This window comes from Labedaea rhizosphaerae (genome assembly GCF_004362825.1).
Classification (GTDB): Bacteria; Actinomycetota; Actinomycetes; order Mycobacteriales; family Pseudonocardiaceae; genus Labedaea; species Labedaea rhizosphaerae.
Genome location: NZ_SNXZ01000003.1, coordinates 64,681 through 82,718 on the forward strand (window position 1 = coordinate 64,681; position 18,038 = coordinate 82,718).

The following is an 18,038-nucleotide window of genomic DNA, read 5'->3' on the forward strand; positions in this document are numbered from 1 at the left end:
GACGACGCTAACACCGTCAACCTGAGTGACCACGCACACCCGACGCACCCGCGAACCGGTCGGTGGCCGCGACGACGGCGTCTTCGAGCGCATCGCTGCCGTCGTGCCCGGTTTCGCGCACGAGGACCAGTTCGCTGCCGGGCCAGGCCTGCTGCAACAGCCACGGCGAGCCGACGAGGTTGGTCGGGTCCAGCTCGCCTTGCACGAGCACGCCCGGGATGCCGGCGAGCTTGGCCGCGCCACGCAACAGCTGGTCCTCGCGAAGGAAGCAGCCGGCCCGCCAGTAGTGGGTCACGATGCGCGCGAAGCAGAGCCGGAACCGCGGGTCGTCGTAGCGCGGGTTCGGCTGGTCCGCGGTCGGCACCATCGCGATTTCCCAGGCGCACCAAGCCTTTGCCGCGTTGTAGCGCACTTGCGGGTCCGGGTCGAACAGCAGCCGGTGGTAGGCGTCGGCCGGGTCGGCGCCGCCAGGGACGTTGGCGGCGAACCGCGCATAGGCATCCCGGTACAGGCGACCGAGCCCGCGGGTGAGCAGCTCGGTTTCGACGCGCCGGCCCGTGGCGAGACCGAGCAGGATCACCTCGGTGACCCGCTGCGGGTGCCGCTGCGCGTAGGCGAGCGCGAGCACCGAACCCCACGAGGGCCCGCGCACCAGCCACCGCTCGACGCCGAGGTGTTCGCGCAACCGCTCGATGTCGGCCACGAGGTGGTCGGTGGTGTTGGTGCTCAGGTCGACGTCCGGCTCGCTCGCGTGCGGGGTGCTGCGCCCGCAGTTGCGCTGGTCGAACAGCACGATCCGGTAGCGCTCGGGGTCGAAGAAGCGGGCTGCTCCCCGGCCGGCGCCGGAGCCGGGACCGCCGTGCAGGCAGACCGCGGGTTTGCCGTCCGGGTTGCCGTGGACCTCGTAATAGAGGTGGTGCCCGTCGCCGACGTCGAGCATCCCGTGCTCGTACGGCTTGGATTGCGGGTACAGCGCCATTGCTCCCCCCTCAGCAGATACAACAGTGCTGTTATATCAGCTGCGGGCAGCCGCGGCACCCTTCGCATAGGTGTCGGCCAGCCCGAACACCTTCTGGCCGTACGGCACGGAGTTGTTGTAGGAGAAGACACCCGCCCACCAACCGGACGGCGTGCCCATGTCGCGGCCGTTCGCGCACAGGTAGCGCGCCGCGGCCAAGGCGGCGTCGTCGATCTGCTGCGGGTCGCCGCTGTGGTCGCCGTTGCCGTCAGAGGCCCAGGTGCGCCAGGTCGACGGGATGAACTGCATCGGGCCGACCGCGCGATCGGTGGTCCGGTCGCCGTCGTACACGCCGCCGTCGGTGTCGGCGATGGCGCGCACCCCCGCCGAACCGTCGAGCGGGACACCGATGATCGGCTTGCTCGGGCGGCCGTCCGCGCCGAGGACCGCGCCGCCGTACTGGCCGTGGTTGGACTCGATGCGCCCGATGCCGGCGAGCGTCGCCCACGAGAGGTGGCAGCCGGGCTGGGCCGAGCGCAACACGAGTTCGGCGTTGCCGTATGCGAGCAGGGCCCGGGCCGGAACGCCGGTGGCCGTGGACACGGATTTCGACCACGCCACAAGGGAATTGGGACCGGCCTGCGGAGTCGCGCCGCCCTGCGGGTCGGGCGCGGACTTGGCGGGTACGACCGAACCGGGCCGCACGGGCGCCGCGGCGACCTGCATCGCGGGGATCTCGGTCGTCGTGGGGCCGGCGTCGGGAGCGGTGGCCTTGCCGATGAACCAGACGCCGGCGCCGGCCACGACCAGCACCGCGAACACAATCAGTAGTCGGCCGACGAGGCCGCGTCCCCCATGTGCCGCAGTGGGCTCAGCAGTGGGCTCAGCTTGGGCCTCAGCACCCTCGACCGTCCCCACAGAACTCCAGCCTGACCTCGTCGCGCTCCCGTCAACGGTGTCAACGATGCCAGCCCTGCGGAGTTACGTTCAGGCGACCCCGTCGCGGCGCTGCCGCTGCAAACGGGCCACGCACCAGGCCGGCGCGCTGCCCCGGCGCAGGTGCTGCAGAACGGTCATCGGGCCGAGCCGCCGCGCGAGGTCGGACGGGCCGAGCCCGGCCGCACGGTAGTCGAGCGCGCGCTGGTCGAGCGGGCTGAGACCGGCGTCCCACCACTCCTCGGCCTCGGCGACGCCACCGGCCATCTGCCACCACTTGGCGGCCTCGGCGATCAACTCGTGCGGCACCTCAGGCAGGCGCCTGCGCATGGCGTCGACGAACCTCGGGTCGGCCGCGTCCACCGTGGCCCAGCCGCGGCCGCCGCCACGCTGTCCGGGGATGCCCACCGCGGCCGGCATCGGCGAGTCGGCGAGCCACTGCGAAGCAATGCGCGTGATCTCGTCGTTCTCCGCGTCCCGTGCGTTGTCAGCGGTCCACTGCTGCACCAGAGCATCGACCCCGGGGTCGTCGAGCATCGTGCCTCCTACGCGGGCTGATGATCTCTCGATGGACGAAACCGTAGGGCTCGGCAACCGCCACCGCCAGACCCGATTTCGCCCCAGGCCCAGGATGTGGGCTTTTGATCTACCAAACCACCCGGACGGGGCAGCGGACAGGGCCAGACGGCCGGTGTCGTCACCGACCGTGGTCAGGCAAACAGCTGCTTGATGAAGGTGACGATGGCGTCGGCGGCGTCGCGCAGCCAACCCAGGATGTCGTGCACGACGTTGGCCGACTGGACCGGCTGCGTGATGAGGTAGAACAACACAAACGCCACCACGACAAGGACAATGGCCTTCTTCGCGTCCACCTGAACCACTCCGTCCCTGCTACCCCCGTCGCCGCCCGCCGAACGGCGCTTGAACAGCAATCATGCCCCTTGACAGGCACAGACGGGTACCTTTTGGCTGATCACTCTAGAGCGGGACGACGAGCTGTCCACCTTGCACACGCGCGTGTCGGGGGCTAATGCGCCGAGCAGGCGCCGAACGGTTATGCGACCGTCCCGGCGGCACGGAGTTGCTCGATCCTGCCGGCGTCCAGGCCGAGCTCGGCCAGCACGGCCGTGGTGTCCGACCGTGGCTCGGCCGGCGGTGTCGGCGGGTCCGCCTTGGTACGGCTGAACTTCGGCGCCGGCGCGGGCTGTTGCGTGCCGCCGACGTCGACGAAACTCCCCCGCGCCATGTTGTGCGGGTGCGCGGGGGCCTCGGCGAGCGAGAGCACGGGTGCGAGGCACGCGTCGGTGCCCTCGGCCAGCTTCGCCCACTCGTCGCGGGTCCTGGTGCGGACCGCGGCGGCGATCTGCTCGCGCAGCACGGGCCAGTTGGCCGGGTTGGTGTGGTTCTCCGACTCCGGTGTGGTCAGCCCCAGCACGTCACGCAGGGCCGCCCAGAACCGGTTCTCGATCGCGCCGATGGCGACGTACTTGCCGTCCGCGGTCTCGTACGTGTCGTAGAAGGGGGCGCCACCGTCGAGCAGGTTCTGGCCGCGGCCGTTGCCCCACATGCCGAGCTCGGCCAGGCCGCGCAGGCTCGTGGTGAGCAGCGCGGCGCCCTCCACCATGGACGCGTCCACGACCTGGCCGCGACCGGAGCCCTGGCGTTCCACGAGGGCGGCGAGCACGCCCATGGCGAGCACGAGGCCGCCACCGCCGAAGTCACCGAGCAGGTTCACCGGCGGCGTGGGCTTGCCGCCGGCCGGACCGATCGGGTCGAGCGCACCCGCGATCGCGATGTAGTTGATGTCGTGGCCCGCGGTCGGCGCGAGCGGGCCGTCCTGGCCCCAGCCGGTGATCCGGCCGTAGACCAGGCGCGGGTTGCGGGCCAGGCAGTCGTCGGGCCCGAGACCCATCCGCTCGGCCACGCCCGGCCGGTACCCCTCGATCAGCACGTCGGCGCCGTCGACGAGCCGCAGCACCAGCTCGAGGCCCTCGGGTGCCTTGACATCGACGCCGATCCAGCGCCTGCTGCGGGTCAGCGGGTCGTTCGGGAAGGTCAGCACGTCCGCGCCCGGCTTGGCGCGATCGACCCGGATCACGTCGGCGCCGAGGTCGGCGAGCACGGTCCCGGCAAAGGGCGCGGGCGCGAGCCCCGCCAGCTCGACGACCTTGATCCCGGCGAGGGGTCCGTTGCGCAAGGGAACTCTCCATCGGTTTCGAAGCGGCGGAGCCGCTTGTGTGGGTGCCCGCCCGCACCGCCGCGGGTTCTCAGCCGGTTCCTCGCGAGGACAGCGCCGACGTGGTGACCTGGCCGGTCATGAGTCGGCGATCCCGCAGTGAGGGAGCTTGCGACCGATCCATCGGGCACCGCGAGCCGGCGAACGCCGGCCCCGAGCCCCAGCGAGGGGACGGGCGTGAGGGGGCGGCTGAGGTTCCGCTGCCCGCACCGAACGCAAGCGGACACAACCTCAGAGGCTTCTGGCGATGATTTCTTTCATGATCTCGTTGGTGCCGCCGTAGATCTTCTGCACGCGCTGGTCGGTGTAGATCCGGGCGATCGGGTACTCGTTCATGTACCCGTAGCCGCCGTGCAGTTGCAGGCACTCGTCCGCGGCGACCATGGCGCGGTCGCTGGTCCACCACTTGAGCATCGCGACGGTCGGGATGTCGAGCTCGCCCTTGAGGTGCTTGGCGATGCAGTCGTCGAGGAAGACACGGGCGATCTTGGCCTCGGTGGCCACTTCGGCCAGCTTGAACTTGGTGTTCTGGAAATTGAACACCGGCCGGCCGAACGCCTGGCGGTCCTTGGTGTAGCGCAGGGTTTCGGCCAGCGCGAGCTCCATGGCCAGCACCGACGAGACGCCGATGATCAGCCGTTCCTGCGGCAGCTGCTGCATGAGCTGGATGAAACCCTGGCCCTCTTCGGCGCCCAGCAGGTTCGTCGCCGGCACGCGCACGTCGTCGAAGAACAGCTCGGCGGTGTCCTGCGAGCGCAGGCCGATCTTGTCCAGCACCCGCCCGCGCCGGAAGCCCGGGCGGTCGGTCTCCACGACGATCAGCGAGATGCCCTCGGCGCCCTTGGTGCTGTCGGTCTTGGCCACGACGATCACCACGTCGGCCTGCCCGCCGTTGGTGATGAACGTCTTCGCGCCGTTGATGACGTACTCGTCACCGTCGCGCACGGCCTTGGTCCTGACGTTCTGCAGGTCCGAGCCCGTGCCCGGCTCGGTCATGGCGATCGCGCCGACCCACTCGCCCGACGCCATCTTCGGCAGCCAGGCCTGCTTCTGCGCTGGCGAGCCGTAGTTGAGGATGTAGTGCGCGACGATGCCGTTGTGCAGGATCACGCCCCAGCCGCTGTCGCCCGCGCGGGCCTGCTCCTCGAGCAGGACGGTCTCGTGTGCGAACGTCCCGCCGCCGCCCCCGTACTCTTCCGGGATCGACAGGCACAGCAGGCCGACCTCACCCGCCTTGGTCCAGAGTTCGCGGTCCACGTGGTGCTGCTCGATCCAACGGTCGACGTTGGGCGTGAGCTCCTTCTCGCAGAAGGTCCGCGCGAGGTCGCGGAAGGCATCCAGGTCCTCGTCCATCCACGACGAGCGGTGTGCGGTCACGGCGCTGACCTCCGGTGACGTAAGAAAACAATCCAAGCAGCAGGTAAGTTCCATGGAGAATGTACCGGCCACGCGCGGCGATGGCGAGGAGGCAGCGGTGACGAGCCAGGTCAAGACCCACCGGACGCAGGCCGAACGCAGCGAGCGGACGAGGGAGCTGCTGCTGGACGCCACCATCGACTGCCTGGTCGACCTCGGGTACTCGGGTGCGTCCGTGCACGAGATCTGCCGCCGGGCCGGGGTGTCGCGGGGCGCGCAACAGCACCACTTCGCCACCAAGGCCGAGCTGATGACCAGCGCGCTGCGCCACCTGTTCGGCAAGCTCAACGAGGAGATCGCCGAGGTCGACCTGCCCGCGGGCAAGAACGCCACCGACAAGATCACCACCGGCATCGACGTGTTGTGGGACAAGTACTCCGGCACCTTGTCCACGGCCGCGATGGAGCTGTGGGTGGCCGCGCGCACCGACGCCGAACTGCGCGAGGCGTTGCTGCCGGTCGACCGCGAACTCGGGCACGCCACGCTGGAGCGCTACCGCGCGACCGGCGACATGGCGGACACGCTGGTGCTGCTGACCGTCAACCTCACGCGCGGCCTCGCGCTCGACGCGATGCTCGGCGGCGACCCGGCGCGCCGGGAGAAGCTGCTCGCCGAGTGGAAGCGGATCGCGGTCCAGGTGTTCGGCTCGCGCTCAGCGAACTGAGCGCGAGCCTTCACTCACTCGCGCAGTTGCCCGGCCCGGCCCTCGCACGGGCCGCGCAACGCAACTGAGAAGAGGGGCGCGGGCGCGGATCGTGACGTTCGCTTTGGCAACTTCTCGTCGTTTCGATCCAGCACGGCGTCGAGTTGGGCAGGATTGTGGCCATGACCACGCCAAACCCCGTGGAGCACCGCAGGCCGCGTCTGCTCGTCCTGGTCGTGTTGGCGTGGGTGGCGGCCGCCGCGCTGGCCGTGGGCGGGAGCTTCGCACCGCTGTTCATCGAGTCCGAGCGACCCTCTTCCTCGTCTTCGCAGGACGACGGCTCGTCGTTCGAGCTCACCGCGTGGGACCACACGAGCACCAACCACGGCAAGGAAGTGGATCAGGAGGGCGTGGGGACGGCGTTCGGGCTGCCGATCACGGTGGCGGCCGCGGTGTTGTTCGCGGGTGCCCTGATCGGCATCGGCGCGTTGCTGACCGGGTCGGACCCGGGCCTGCGCTGGTCGAGCGGCGTGGCCGGGGCGGGGTCCGCGGTCCTGCTCGGCTCGGTCGGGACCGTCGCCATGCAGGCGAAGGCGTTGAGCGACGAGTTCGCGCACGTCACCACGACGGTGGGGCGCTCGGACTACTACGACGTCCAAGCGGGCATCGGCAATGGTCTGTGGATGATGCTGTTCGGCGCGGTCCTGGGCGTTGTCGCGGTGGCCGTCGGGTTGATCGCCAGGAACCGGCTCGGGCCGGACTGGCTGCGCCCGGCCGAACCGGAACAGATCGAGGACGACGCCCCCGCCACGCCGTCGTTCGGCGTGCCGGTGATCCGCCCGATCGGCTACGACTAGTTGCTACCAACCAGTAACTTTGGTCATGCTGGAGGCAACGCGAGCGAAGGAGCTTCCAGCATGACCACTCTCGGTGCGGTTTCCGGTGCGCCCACCACGGAGCGCGCCGCCCAGCTCGCGGCCCGGGCGGTCGCCGGCCACGGCGATCCGGTGGAGCTGCTCGCGCCGTTCACCCAGCAGCCGCTGACCGCCCTCCCCCAAATCGGGGATGCCGACGTGCGGGCCGCCTTCGAGCGCGCACGCAAGGCGCAGGCGGCGTGGGCGCAGCGACCGGCCGCCGAGCGGCAGCGGATCATCCTGCGCCTGCACGGCCTCGTGCTCGCCGAGCAGGCGGAAGGCCTCGACCTCATCCAGGTCGAGACGGGCAAGTCGCGGCTGGACGCCTTCGACGAGATCGCTTCGACCGCCGTCACCGCCGCGTACTACGGCAAGCGGTCGGCGAAGCTGCTCGCGCCGCGGCGCCGCTCCGGGATCATGCCGCTGCTCACCCGGGCCACCGAGCTGCGCCACCCGAAGGGCGTCGTGGCGATCATCTCGCCGTGGAACTACCCGCTCGCCCTGACCGCGATGGACGTGCTGCCCGCGCTCGCCGCCGGGAACGCGGTGGTGCAGAAGCCGGACAACCAGACCGCGCTGACCGCGTTGTGGCTGACCGAACTGGCCGAGAAGGCCGGGCTGCCCGCGGACCTGTGGCAGATCGTGCTCGGCCGCGGGTCGGAGATCGGGACCGCGTTGCTGGAGGAGTCGGACTACCTGGCGTTCACCGGGTCCACGGCGACCGGGAAGACGCTGGCCAGCCAGGTCGCGGGGCGGCTGACCGGCTACTCGATGGAGCTCGGCGGCAAGAACCCGATGGTGGTGCTCCCGGACGCGCCGATCGAGAAGACCGCGGCCGGGGCGGTGGCCGCGTGCTTCTCCTCGGCCGGGCAGCTGTGCGTGTCGGTCGAGCGGATCTACGTGCACGAGAGCATCCGGGACGCGTTCACGTCCGCCTTTGTTTCCAAGGTTTCCGCGCTGCGCCTGGGCTCCACTTTGGACTACGGGTTCGACATGGGCTCGCTGACGTCGGCGAGCCAGCTCGCGACGGTGTCCGCGCACGTCGAGGACGCGCGGTCGAAGGGCGCCACGGTGCTGGCCGGCGGGAAGCCGCGACCCGAGGTCGGCTCGCTGTTCTACGAGCCGACGGTGCTGACCGACGTCACCGAGGACATGACGTTGTTCCGCTCGGAGACGTTCGGCCCGGTGGTGTCGATCTACGGATATTCCGATGTGGACGATGCCGTGGCCCGGGCCAACGACACGTCGTACGGGCTGAACGCCAGCGTGTGGACGCGGGACCGGCGGGCCGGAGAGGCCGTGGCCGCCCGGATCCACGCCGGGACCGTCAACGTCAACGAGGGCTACGCGGCGACCCTCGGGTCGGTGGACACGACCATGGGCGGGATGGGCGAGTCCGGCGTCGGGCGGCGCAACGGGGCCGAGGGGTTGTTGAAGTACACCGAGCCCCAAAGCATCGCCGTGCAGCGCGGCCTCCCGTTGCGTCCGGTGCGTGGCGTGCCCGCCGGGCTGTGGACCCGCGCGATGAGCGTGAGCCTTCGCGTCCTCAAGGCGGTTCGCCGTTGAGCTACAACAGATCCCGGTCGTAGGCGATCGCGACGGCTTCGGCTCGGCGGGTCGCGCCCAGCTTCGCCATCACGCGCGAGAGGTGCACGCTCACCGTCTTCTCGCTGATGAACAGCTCCTCGCCGACCTCACGGTTCGTCCGCCCCGACGCGACCAGCGTCAGCACCGACTTTTCCCGCGGGGTCAACGGATCCACCGTGTCCCGGGCGGCGAGCATGCCGTCCAGCGGGATGCGTGCCCGCCTTGCCAAGGCCCGCAACGCATCCGACAGCGGCTTCGCGCCGAGCTTGCCGGCCACCTCGTCCGCCTTGTGCAGCTCCTCGGCGGCCTCGTCGCGACGGTCCGCGCCCAGCAAAGCCTCGGCCCGTCGGCGTCGGCACACGGCCTGCTCGTACACGGCCCCGTAACCGAAGGCCTCGACGGCCGCCTGCCACAAGGCGGGATCGTTCTCGCCACGCAACCGGCTCAGCTCGGCGTCCACCCGCGCCAGCCACGCCTTGCCCTCCGGGCCGAGGGTGCCGCTGCGCGGGATGCCGCGCTCGGCCACCTCGTGGGCGTGGGTCGCCAGCTTCTCGCCCTCGGCCACGGCGGCCGCGACCGCTTCCGGGTCCTTGCGGTTGGCCGGCCGGTGGGCGAGGTCGGCGTGGGCGGCGACGCCGAACGCCGCCAGCTTGATGCCGGCCATGCGCCACTGACCACCAGCCCGCTGCGCCCAGCCCAGCGCCTCGCTCACCCAGCGCGCCGCCTCCTCCGGACGACCGCGCCAGCAGGCCAGTTCGGCGGCCACCGCACCGGTGTACAGGGCGATCTGCAGGTCCAGGTGCCAGTCCGAGCGCAGCTCCTTCACCAGGCGCTCGGCCTCGGCGAACCGGCCCCGGCCGATCGTGACCAGGGCACCACCGACCGCGAGGCGCGCGGCGAACGAACCCGACACCCGACGGCGCGCCGGGTCGGCGGCCAGCTCGCTGCCGTCCCAGTCACCGCTGTAGTAACGGGCGATGACCTGCAGGAACCAGAGCTCGAAGCCGTAGTCCGACCAGAGCATGCCGGTGCTCTCGGCGCGCGTGACGCCCGCGTCCAAGGTGTGCAGCGCGTCGTCGAACATGCCGGCTTCGTAGGAGGCGACCGCGAGGGAGAAACGCGCCCGCAGCTCCACGGTGATCGCCTCGACCTCGACGGCGCGTTGCATGGCCTGGGTCAGCAGCTCTTTCGAGTGCGACAGGTGCCCGACGCCCTCCTCCAGCAACGCGAGCGTGGTCAGCGCGTCCGCCTCCGCGCCACCGGCACCCACGGCCCGCGCGGCCTCGACGGCCTGGGCCGCGTGCTCGCGGGCCTCGTCGGGCCGGTCGTCGATGCGCAGGCCACGCGCGTAGATGGCCTGCACCCACGCACGCGTGATGCTCGGCGGACGGTGCTCGACCAGCCGCCACGCCCGGTGCAGGACTTCGATCCCTTCGGCTTCCTTGCCGTCGACCAGGAACAACGCTTGTGCGAGCCGCCGCATCGCCTTCGCGGCGAGCTCGGGGTCGTCACGCTCGCTCGCCAAGTCCACCGCGGACCGGGCGTAGGCCATCGCGCGCTCCGGCTCCCCGGACGTGCCGGCCGCCCAGGACGCCCTGGTCAGCAGATCCAGCTCGGTGACGTCCGCAGGGCGCTGGGATTCGTCGACGGCGTCCCACAGCTTGAGCGCCGACTCCAGGTTGGTCAGCGTGACCGCGGGCGCGTTGGACCGGTCGGCGTCCTCGGCGGCCCGGATGTACGCGGCCAGCGCGGTGGGCAGGTCGTGGCTTTCCAGGCTGTGGTGCGCGAGCGCGGCCGCTCGTCCTCGTCCCAGCTCCGCGTCGGCGAGGACCCGCGCGTACCCCGCGTGCAGCCGGACCCGTTCGCCGGGCAGCAGGTCGTTGTAGACGGCCTCGGTGAGCAGGGCGTGCCGGAAGGTGTACGTCTCCCCCTCGCTGACCAGCACGTGGTGCTGCACGGCCTCGCGCAGGGCCTGCTCCAACTGCTCTTCGGGCAGCTCGGCGACGGCGGCGAGCACGGTGTGGCGCACGCGCCGGCCCGCCACCGAGGCGACGCGCACGACCCGCTGGGTCGGCTCGGACAGCCGCTCCGTGCGGGCGAACAGCACGTCGACCAGCGTCGCCGGCATGCCCTCCTCGCAGTCGTCGTAGGCGGCGAGGAGTTCCTCGGCGAAGAAGGCGTTGCCCTCCGAGCGCTCCGCGACCTCCCGGATGACCTCCTCGCTCACCCGCTCCTCGGCGAGCTTGGCCACGAAGTCGCGCGCGTCGGCCGAGGCGAACGGCGCGAGGTCCATCCGCTCGACGACGGGCAGGCGCAACAGCTCGGCGAGCAGGGGCCGGAAGGGATGCCTGCGGTGCAGGTCGTCGGTGCGGTAGGTGGCCACGACCAGCAGCCGCCGGCCTCGCAGCCGGGTGAGCAGGAACGAGACCATCGAGCGCGTCGCGCCGTCGGCCCAGTGGAGGTCTTCGAGGACGAGCAGCAGGCCGTGCCGTTCGGCGAGCTCGACCAGCAGCCGGTAGACGGCCTCGAACAGCCGCAACTGGCCCACGTCCTGCTCGCGGCGGCGCGTGCCCGCGGCCGACGGCGGTGCGGGCACGAACCGGTCGGGCTCGATCTCGGGCACGGATTCGGAGCCGGGCAGCAGCCCGGCGAGCGCGGGATCGGCGAGCAGGTCGGCGTCCTCGCCTTCGCGCAGGCCGCCGAGGGCCTCCGCAATGGCCAGGTAGGGCAGACCGTTCTCGCCGACGTCGAGGCAGCGACCGGTGAGCACCAGCATGCCCGCGTCGGCGGCCAGGGTGGTGGTTTCCTCGGTGATCCGGGTCTTGCCCACCCCGGCGTCACCGGCGACCAGCAGTGCGGCGGCCGACCCGGTCATCGCCGCGCGCACGGCAGCACGCACGCGCTCCATCTCCGGCTCGCGCGCCACCAGCGAGATCCCGGACCCCAGTCTCGGCATGTCCAGCATGCTCGCACACCCCTACGACACTCCGACGCGGTCCGAGGCCGACGATCGGGCTGAGGGGGTGGTGCCGGCATCGGGTGAACACCCACGCCGGCGGTCTCCTGCCCCTTACCTACGGGCGGGAAACCAGTTGGAGGACGTCGCGGACGGTGTCACGACGTCCTCTCACCTGGAAAGTGGTCGGGTCAGCCTGCGTCCCCTGCCTTGACGGCGGACAGGAACGCGAGCCAGCCGCTGCCATCGAAGGCAAGATGACCCGCGGCCGCGTTCTTGGAATCCCGAACCGCTGTTCCGCTCCTGACGATGGCGAGTTCCACGCAGTCGTTGCCCGCGCCGCTGTGACTGCTCTTTCGCCATTTCGCCCCTGTCAGGTCAGAAACGGTCACGCTGTACTCCTCTCATTCACACAGGCAACCGGTCAGCCGCCCGTTTGATCATCGCGACCGTGTCGTCCGGTTTGAGAGCGGTCGCTCGCAAATGATCGAACATCACGGTATACCGCCGAACGTCCGATGGCTGCTCCAAATAGACGCCGGATGTTGTGTACTCGACATAGACGACGTCCGGATCGGCCTGTTCCGGGAATCCCAGAATGAGGAATGAGCCCTCCATACCTGCGTGTTCGCCTGCGGTGAAAGGCACGACCTGCAACGTGACGTTGGGCAGTGCGGCGAGGTCCACCAGATGGGAGAGCTGCTCGCGCATCACCGACGGGCCGCCGACCGTCCTGTTGAGCACGGCCTCGTCGATGACCGCCCAGTACTCGGGCGGGTTGTGGTCGGTCAGCAGGCGCTGACGCTCCAGCCGGGCCTTGACCCGGCGGTCCACTTCGGATTCCTGGACGTCCGGCCTGATGGCGCGGTGCACGGCGCGGGTGTAGCGCTCGGTCTGCAGCAGGCCGGGTACCAGCAGCGCCTGGTGGGTGTGCAGGGAGGTGGCGTCCTGTTCGAGCCCGACGAATGACCCGGTGAACACCTCGTTGTAGGCGTGCCACCACCCTTTTTGGCGCGCTTCTCGTGCAAGTTGCACAAGTGCCTCACGTTTGTCCTCGGGCACGCCGTAGAGCTCGAGCAGATCCCGGGCGTCACGAGGAGTGACGCCCACGTTCCCCGTTTCGATGCGGCTGATCTTCGACGCGGAGCATTCCAGCTTCTCCGCGACCTCGTCGATGGTCAGGTTCGCCTCGTCCCGAAGCCTGCGCAATTCACCGGCCAACCTGCGCCTTCGGACGGTGGGACTCGGTCCTCGGACCATAGGGCGTTCACCTCCGTGTTCCCCGGCACAGTGTGTGACCGGCCGGGCGACACACCAAGTGGTGTCATCCGATCGTGTACTGCAACTTGCAAAATGCGTATCCCGCGACGCACTCTGCTAGTTGTTGAACGTGGACGAGGCGGTCAGGGGCCAGTGGACATGCGCAGAAGGAGTTTCTCGATGGGCGGTATCCGATGAGCAACTCCATCTTCGGTCACATGGAGGCCTCGCTGGAGTCCTATTTGAACGAACTCGCCACCGAATCGGCGAGCGGCGACGATCGTGCGGTGGCTGACTTGGGGCGATATGAGCTACCCAGAGTGATCGCGGCCCTGCGGGCGCTCCTGGACGACCACCGGCCGGATGAACAGGGCCGGTGCCAAGGCTGCCGCACCAGGCTTTTCGGTAGGCCACCCGCCCCCTGCCGGGTGTACCTGACCGCCCATTTGTGTTTGCTGGTCACCGAGGAAGAAGGCGCCCGCTCCCACCAGCTGGGCGCTCCTGGCTGACCGAACCCCTGAGCCAAGCGCGGCCTGCACGCCGCGCTTCGGTGCCGCCCGTCGGGACAGTCCTCCCCGGACAACCCCTCTGCCCCCACGGCGCGGCTCACCGGCGAGAACCGGGACCGCCCCCCGACGGGTTCCGGTTCTCGCCGGTTTGTCTTTGGTGCCCGTTTCGCTGCCCGTCCGAGGTCCCCAGTTATCCACAGGCGACCAGTTGTCCACAGATGTCGTCGCAGCGCCCGAACCACGCCTGGCCGGCCCATAGCCTGGTCGTAGCCCCGCGAGGCGAGGGTTGCTTGACAACTGAAGAGAGATGCCTTCGGGCGCGCCGCTACTTCACGACGCGGAGCAGGCCCTCCTGCACGACCGTCGCCACCAGGTGGCCTTCGCGGGTGAAGAACCGGCCGGTCGCCAGGCCACGCGCACCCGAGGCGGTCGGCGACTCGCAGTCGTAGAGCACCCACTCGTCGGCGCGGAACGGGCGGTGGAACCACAGCGCGTGGTCCAGGCTGGCGCCCAGCACCTTGTCCATCCCCCAGTACACGCCGTGCTTGGCCAGCACGGCGTCGAGCAAGGTCATGTCGCTGGCGTAGGTCAGCACGCACACGTGCAGCAGCTGGTCGTCGGGCAGCACGCCGTCGGCCCGCATCCACACCTGGTTGCGAGCCTCGCGCGGTCCGCGTTCCCGGGAGATCCACGGCGGTTCGGTCACGTACCGCACGTCGATCGGTTGCGGCCGCTTCGCGAACGCGCCGAGGCGTTCCTGGTAGTCGGCGACGATCTCGGCCCGCGTCGGCAGCGACTCCGGCTCGGGCACGCCGGCGGGCATGGCCGCCTCGTGCTCGATCCCCGGCTCGTCCACTTGGAACGACGCGGACAGCGAGAAGATCGCCTTCCCGTGCTGCACGGCGACAACACGGCGGGTGGTGAACGACCGTCCATCCCGGATGCGGTCCACTTCGTACACGATGGGGACGCTGGGATCGCCACCGCGGATGAAGTACGCGTGCAGCGAGTGGACCCGGCGATCGGCGGGCACCGTGCGCCCGGCCGCCACGAGGGCCTGCCCGGCCACCTGCCCGCCGAACACGCGCACAGGCGAACCCGAGGGGCTCACACCGCGGTAGATGTCCTCCTCGATCCGTTCCAGATCGAGCAACGTGACGAGGCCGTCCAGCACAGCCTGCCCGCGCATCACGCCCTCAGTCGTCATCCGCCCTCGCTGATCGAACGCCGATGGCTAGGCGTGGTCCTCCTCGCCGAGCCGGTGCACGCGGATGAGGTTAGTCGAGCCGACCGTCCCGGGCGGGGACCCGGCCACGATGACCACGAGGTCGCCCGCCTGGTAGCGGTCGATGGTGAGCATCGACTGGTCGACCTGGCGGATCATGTTGTCCGTCGACTCGACGCTCGGCACGAGGAACGTTTCCGTGCCCCAGGTCAGGGCGAGCTGGCTGCGCACGTGCTGCTCGGGGGTGAAGGCCAGCAGGGGCAGCCGGGTGTGCAGCCGGGCGAGCCGGCGCACGGTGTCGCCGGACTGCGTGAACGCGACCAGGGCCTTCGCGTTCAGGCGTTCGCCGATGTCGCGCGCCGCATAGGAGATGACACCGCGCTTGGTGCGGGGGACGTGGGTCAGCGGCGGGACCACAGTGGACTCGTTCTCCACCGCGACGATGATCTTTCCCATGGTCTCGACGGACTCGATCGCGTAGCGGCCGACCGACGTCTCGCCGGAGAGCATCAGCGCGTCGGCGCCGTCGAGCACCGCGTTGGCCACGTCGGAGGCCTCGGCGCGGGTCGGGCGAGAGTTGTTGATCATCGAGTCGAGCATCTGCGTGGCCACGATGACAGGCTTGGCGTTCTCGCGGGCGATCTGGATGGCGCGCTTCTGCACCAGCGGCACCTGCTCCAGCGGCAACTCGACGCCGAGGTCACCACGGGCGACCATCACGCCGTCGAAGGCGAGCACGATGGCCTCGAGGTTCTCCACGGCCTCGGGCTTCTCGAGCTTCGCGATCACCGGCAGCCGGCCCTTGCCGACCCGGTCCATCACCTGGTGCACCAGGTCGATGTCGGCCGGCGAGCGGACGAAGGACAACGCGATGAAGTCCACGCCCAGCTCCAGGGCGAACTCCAGGTCCTCGATGTCCTTCTCGCTCATCGCGGGCACGGAGACGTCCATGCCGGGCAGCGACAGGCCCTTGTTGTTGCTGACCGGGCCGCCCTCGGTCACCCGGCAGACGACGTCGGGGCCGTCGACCTCGGTGACCTCGAGGCCGACCTTGCCGTCGTCGACCAGCAGGCGGTCCCCCTTGCGGGCGTCGCGTGCGAGGCCCTTGTACGTGGTGGACACGCGGTCGTGGGTGCCCGCGACGTCTTCCACGGTGATCCGCACGGTGTCGCCGGTGCGCCACTCGACCGGGCCACCGGCGAACGTGCCCAGGCGGATCTTGGGTCCTTGCAGGTCGGCGAGGACACCTACGGCGTGACCGGTCTCGTCGGAGGCGGCCCGCACCATGTCGTAGACCTGTTTGTGATCGCTGTGGCTGCCGTGGCTGAAGTTCATCCTCGCCACGTCCATACCGGCATTGACCAGCGCTCGGAGCTTGTCCTGAGTTGCGGTCGCCGGGCCAAGGGTACAAACGATCTTCGCGCGTCGGCTCACATCCAGGGAGCCTAACCCGGACTGCTGAACCGATACTGATGTACCCGTCAGTAGTTTCTGGAATTCACCTCGGGTCTGCCCGGCCGACCCGGTCACGAGCCCATTCGTTGAGGGGCTTGAGGGCCCGCCACGCCTTCACCACACGGTCGTAGCAGCCACGCTCGTGCAAGGTGTCGTCCGGTTCCCAGCCCCGCATGGCGTAGATGCTCCGGTGGCGAAGCAGTTCCAGGCGCGGATGATCGTTGTCGAAGCCCTTCGGCCGCGTCTTCATCCGATCACCGCGGATCTCCCAGCTGGTCTTGCGCAGCTTCGCGACGATCTTCTCGAGTTCCTCGCCGTGGAGCTCGGTGCCGACGGCCGTGCGGTACCGCGCCAGCTGGTCGGGCTCGAGGTGGAACAGGCCGCCGCCGACACGGAGGCCCTCGGGACCGATCTGCACGTAGAACGCACCCGCGCCTCGGCCCTGCTCGATGACCCCGCCGCAGTGCGTCTTGTACGGCGTCTTGTCCTTGGAGAACCGCACGTCGCGGTAGGGGCGGAACACCTTGGGCTCGCCGTACGCGCCGAACTCCTTCTCCAGCTCGGCGAGCAGGGCGTCCATGGGCGCGCGCACGTCGTTGTCGTAGAGGTGGCGGTTGTCGTCCCAGAAGGGCTTCGAGTTGTCCTCGGTCAGCCCGTCGAAGAAGTCGATGGCGTACTCGCCGAAGCCCTCGAATCGCACCCGACGAGGGTAGTCGCCACGCCCTGGCCACTCATTCGCCGGTGGCGAGCTCGAACCGCGACCCCACGGCCAGACCGCGCCACGTCGGCAGGCCAGCCCGATCCGGGGTGTGCGGCGGCTGCGGTCTCGACATCCACGTGGACCAGCTCGCCGGGCCGGGCGCGCGGGCTCCGCGGCGACGGACAGCGAATCGCCACCGCCAGCCCGGTGCGCCGAACTGGCGGTGGCGACGGCAGCCGGTCCGGGGGCGCGACGGTGCGGCGCCCCCGGACGCCGCCTCAGCTCGCCGCGGCGGTGTTGTAGAGGTTCTCGGCGTCGGTGCCGAAGTACGGGCCGAACATCCAGAACGGGATGAAGTTGATCTTGTAGCTGTTCACCGAGCTCTGGTTGCCGGTACCGGTCGATTCGTTGAAGGACAGGAACCACGGCCCGCCGCTCGCGCCGCCGGTCATGTCGCAGTCCATGCCGATGCCGTCGGAGATGAACGCGTCGAACACCGGGCCCGAGCAGTAGATCAGCGAAGTGCCGTCGTACGGGTCCGCGGCCGGGTAGCCGAACGCGTACATGTTCTGACCGCGGGCCTGGTTGAACGCGACGCCCTGGCCGCCGACCACGTCGGTGAGGAGCTGGCCGCCCAGCGGGTCGACCACGGCGGCACCCACGTCGTAGTTGATGTCCTCGCTGGCCTGCCACTGCGGCGTGGTCAGCAAGGTGTTGGCCGTCCAGGTGCCGTACGGCGCGTTGCCGTTGTTGTACGCCGGCACGAAGACCCAGTCGGTGTGGAACGCGCCGTCGAGCTTCACGCAGTGCCCGGCGGTGAGCACGACGCTCTTGTTCCCGCTGGTCACCGCGTCACCGCTGCAGGACGCGGTGCGCCCTGAGTAGGTGAAGAAGACGCGGCCCGCCGTGTGCACGACGGCGCCGCCGCCGGTCCACGCGCCGCCACCGCTCGGGAACGCGCGAGGTGCGGCCTCGGGCTTGGTGGGCGTGACCGTGTGCGGGCTGCCGGCCGGCACGGTCGCGAGCGCCTTGGCGTCGACGGTGAGGGCGTCGAGCGGGATCGCCGAGCGCATCCGCTCCGGGGTCCACTTGGCGTGGATGGCCGCGCGATCGCCGGTCACGTGGTGGACCGCGGGAGCCTGACTGCTCGGGGTCGCGTCCGCGGTGACCTGGGTGCCGGCCAGCGCGAGCCCGCCCGCCGCGATCACGGCGAGGGAGCGCCACAGTCGTCGGGACATGTGCA

General features: G+C 70.1%; 17 protein-coding genes. 4 read left to right on the top strand and 13 right to left on the bottom strand.

What is annotated here, in order from left to right:
• Positions 1–16 precede the first annotated feature (16 nt).
• The 6 genes from pip to EV186_RS17265 all read right to left on the bottom strand — a co-directional run bounded on the left by pip (position 17) and on the right by EV186_RS17265 (position 5,483).
• The gene (pip, locus tag EV186_RS17245; protein ID WP_133850367.1) at positions 17–979 is read right to left on the bottom strand and encodes a prolyl aminopeptidase; all 963 of its coding nucleotides are present in this window, start codon (positions 977–979) and stop codon (positions 17–19) included.
• A gap of 36 nt (positions 980–1,015) precedes the next feature.
• A complete protein-coding gene (locus EV186_RS17250) occupies positions 1,016–1,876 on the bottom strand; it encodes a lytic transglycosylase domain-containing protein (RefSeq protein ID WP_133850368.1) in 861 nt (286 codons plus the stop codon).
• A gap of 69 nt (positions 1,877–1,945) precedes the next feature.
• Positions 1,946–2,431 carry a helix-turn-helix transcriptional regulator gene (locus tag EV186_RS17255; RefSeq protein WP_133850369.1) on the bottom strand — a complete coding sequence of 162 codons (486 nt, stop codon included), beginning with the start codon at positions 2,429–2,431 and terminating at the stop codon, positions 1,946–1,948.
• A 173-nt stretch (positions 2,432–2,604) separates the two neighbouring features.
• On the bottom strand, positions 2,605–2,766 hold the full coding sequence (locus tag EV186_RS38940) for a hypothetical protein (protein ID WP_166659215.1): 162 nt from the start codon (positions 2,764–2,766) through the stop codon (positions 2,605–2,607).
• 182 nt (positions 2,767–2,948) lie between these two features.
• On the bottom strand, positions 2,949–4,091 hold the full coding sequence (locus EV186_RS17260; RefSeq protein ID WP_133850370.1) for a CaiB/BaiF CoA transferase family protein: 1,143 nt from the start codon (positions 4,089–4,091) through the stop codon (positions 2,949–2,951).
• Between the two features lie 270 nt (positions 4,092–4,361).
• The gene (locus EV186_RS17265) at positions 4,362–5,483 is read right to left on the bottom strand and encodes an acyl-CoA dehydrogenase family protein (RefSeq protein ID WP_208115727.1); all 1,122 of its coding nucleotides are present in this window, start codon (positions 5,481–5,483) and stop codon (positions 4,362–4,364) included.
• Between the two features lie 121 nt (positions 5,484–5,604).
• On the opposite strand from EV186_RS17265, the gene EV186_RS17270 reads away from it, so the two are divergent.
• The 3 genes from EV186_RS17270 (at position 5,605) to EV186_RS17280 (ending at position 8,669) form a co-directional block, all read left to right on the top strand.
• Positions 5,605–6,210, top strand: a complete 606-nt coding sequence (locus EV186_RS17270; RefSeq protein ID WP_243754109.1) for a TetR/AcrR family transcriptional regulator — start codon at positions 5,605–5,607, stop codon at positions 6,208–6,210.
• A 161-nt stretch (positions 6,211–6,371) separates the two neighbouring features.
• On the top strand, positions 6,372–7,046 hold the full coding sequence (locus EV186_RS17275; protein ID WP_133850372.1) for a hypothetical protein: 675 nt from the start codon (positions 6,372–6,374) through the stop codon (positions 7,044–7,046).
• A 60-nt stretch (positions 7,047–7,106) separates the two neighbouring features.
• Positions 7,107–8,669: a succinic semialdehyde dehydrogenase gene (locus EV186_RS17280; RefSeq protein ID WP_133850373.1), complete on the top strand. Its 1,563-nt coding sequence runs from the start codon at positions 7,107–7,109 to the stop codon at positions 8,667–8,669.
• A gap of 1 nt (position 8,670) precedes the next feature.
• Here the strand turns inward: EV186_RS17280 and EV186_RS17285 are convergent, their stop codons facing one another.
• From EV186_RS17285 to EV186_RS17295, 3 genes are all read right to left on the bottom strand, one after another.
• Complete coding sequence (locus EV186_RS17285; RefSeq protein WP_481808312.1) at positions 8,671–11,646, bottom strand: helix-turn-helix transcriptional regulator; 2,976 nt, start codon at positions 11,644–11,646, stop codon at positions 8,671–8,673.
• A gap of 191 nt (positions 11,647–11,837) precedes the next feature.
• On the bottom strand, positions 11,838–12,038 hold the full coding sequence (locus EV186_RS17290; RefSeq protein ID WP_133850375.1) for a DUF397 domain-containing protein: 201 nt from the start codon (positions 12,036–12,038) through the stop codon (positions 11,838–11,840).
• 16 nt (positions 12,039–12,054) lie between these two features.
• Positions 12,055–12,906, bottom strand: a complete 852-nt coding sequence (locus EV186_RS17295; protein WP_133850376.1) for a helix-turn-helix domain-containing protein — start codon at positions 12,904–12,906, stop codon at positions 12,055–12,057.
• 194 nt (positions 12,907–13,100) lie between these two features.
• On the opposite strand from EV186_RS17295, the gene EV186_RS17300 reads away from it, so the two are divergent.
• Positions 13,101–13,415, top strand: a complete 315-nt coding sequence (locus EV186_RS17300) for a hypothetical protein (RefSeq protein ID WP_208115663.1) — start codon at positions 13,101–13,103, stop codon at positions 13,413–13,415.
• Between the two features lie 325 nt (positions 13,416–13,740).
• Here the strand turns inward: EV186_RS17300 and tesB are convergent, their stop codons facing one another.
• From tesB to EV186_RS17320, 4 genes are all read right to left on the bottom strand, one after another.
• Positions 13,741–14,622 carry an acyl-CoA thioesterase II gene (gene tesB / locus EV186_RS17305; RefSeq protein ID WP_133850377.1) on the bottom strand — a complete coding sequence of 294 codons (882 nt, stop codon included), beginning with the start codon at positions 14,620–14,622 and terminating at the stop codon, positions 13,741–13,743.
• A gap of 27 nt (positions 14,623–14,649) precedes the next feature.
• Positions 14,650–16,074 (bottom strand): pyruvate kinase, encoded by a 1,425-nt coding sequence (pyk, locus tag EV186_RS17310; protein ID WP_133850378.1) that lies wholly within the window; start codon positions 16,072–16,074, stop codon positions 14,650–14,652.
• Between the two features lie 64 nt (positions 16,075–16,138).
• The gene (locus tag EV186_RS17315; protein ID WP_133850379.1) at positions 16,139–16,795 is read right to left on the bottom strand and encodes a DUF2461 domain-containing protein; all 657 of its coding nucleotides are present in this window, start codon (positions 16,793–16,795) and stop codon (positions 16,139–16,141) included.
• A gap of 278 nt (positions 16,796–17,073) precedes the next feature.
• Positions 17,074–18,033, bottom strand: a complete 960-nt coding sequence (locus tag EV186_RS17320) for a trypsin-like serine peptidase (RefSeq protein ID WP_133850380.1) — start codon at positions 18,031–18,033, stop codon at positions 17,074–17,076.
• Positions 18,034–18,038 lie beyond the last annotated feature (5 nt).

What these genes read in the sequence shown, in the direction of transcription:
- EV186_RS17300 (WP_208115663.1), top strand. Translation starts at nt 13,101, where the DNA reads ATGAGCAACTCCATCTTCGGTCACATGGAGGCCTCGCTGGAGTCCTAT.
- EV186_RS17280 (WP_133850373.1), top strand. Translation starts at nt 7,107, where the DNA reads ATGACCACTCTCGGTGCGGTTTCCGGTGCGCCCACCACGGAGCGCGCC.
- pip (WP_133850367.1), bottom strand. Translation starts at nt 979, where the DNA reads ATGGCGCTGTACCCGCAATCCAAGCCGTACGAGCACGGGATGCTCGAC.
- EV186_RS17265 (WP_208115727.1), bottom strand. Translation starts at nt 5,483, where the DNA reads ATGGACGAGGACCTGGATGCCTTCCGCGACCTCGCGCGGACCTTCTGC.
- EV186_RS17295 (WP_133850376.1), bottom strand. Translation starts at nt 12,906, where the DNA reads ATGGTCCGAGGACCGAGTCCCACCGTCCGAAGGCGCAGGTTGGCCGGT.
- tesB (WP_133850377.1), bottom strand. Translation starts at nt 14,622, where the DNA reads ATGACGACTGAGGGCGTGATGCGCGGGCAGGCTGTGCTGGACGGCCTC.
- EV186_RS17285 (WP_481808312.1), bottom strand. Translation starts at nt 11,646, where the DNA reads ATGCCGAGACTGGGGTCCGGGATCTCGCTGGTGGCGCGCGAGCCGGAG.
- EV186_RS17255 (WP_133850369.1), bottom strand. Translation starts at nt 2,431, where the DNA reads ATGCTCGACGACCCCGGGGTCGATGCTCTGGTGCAGCAGTGGACCGCT.
- EV186_RS17275 (WP_133850372.1), top strand. Translation starts at nt 6,372, where the DNA reads ATGACCACGCCAAACCCCGTGGAGCACCGCAGGCCGCGTCTGCTCGTC.
- EV186_RS17320 (WP_133850380.1), bottom strand. Translation starts at nt 18,033, where the DNA reads ATGTCCCGACGACTGTGGCGCTCCCTCGCCGTGATCGCGGCGGGCGGG.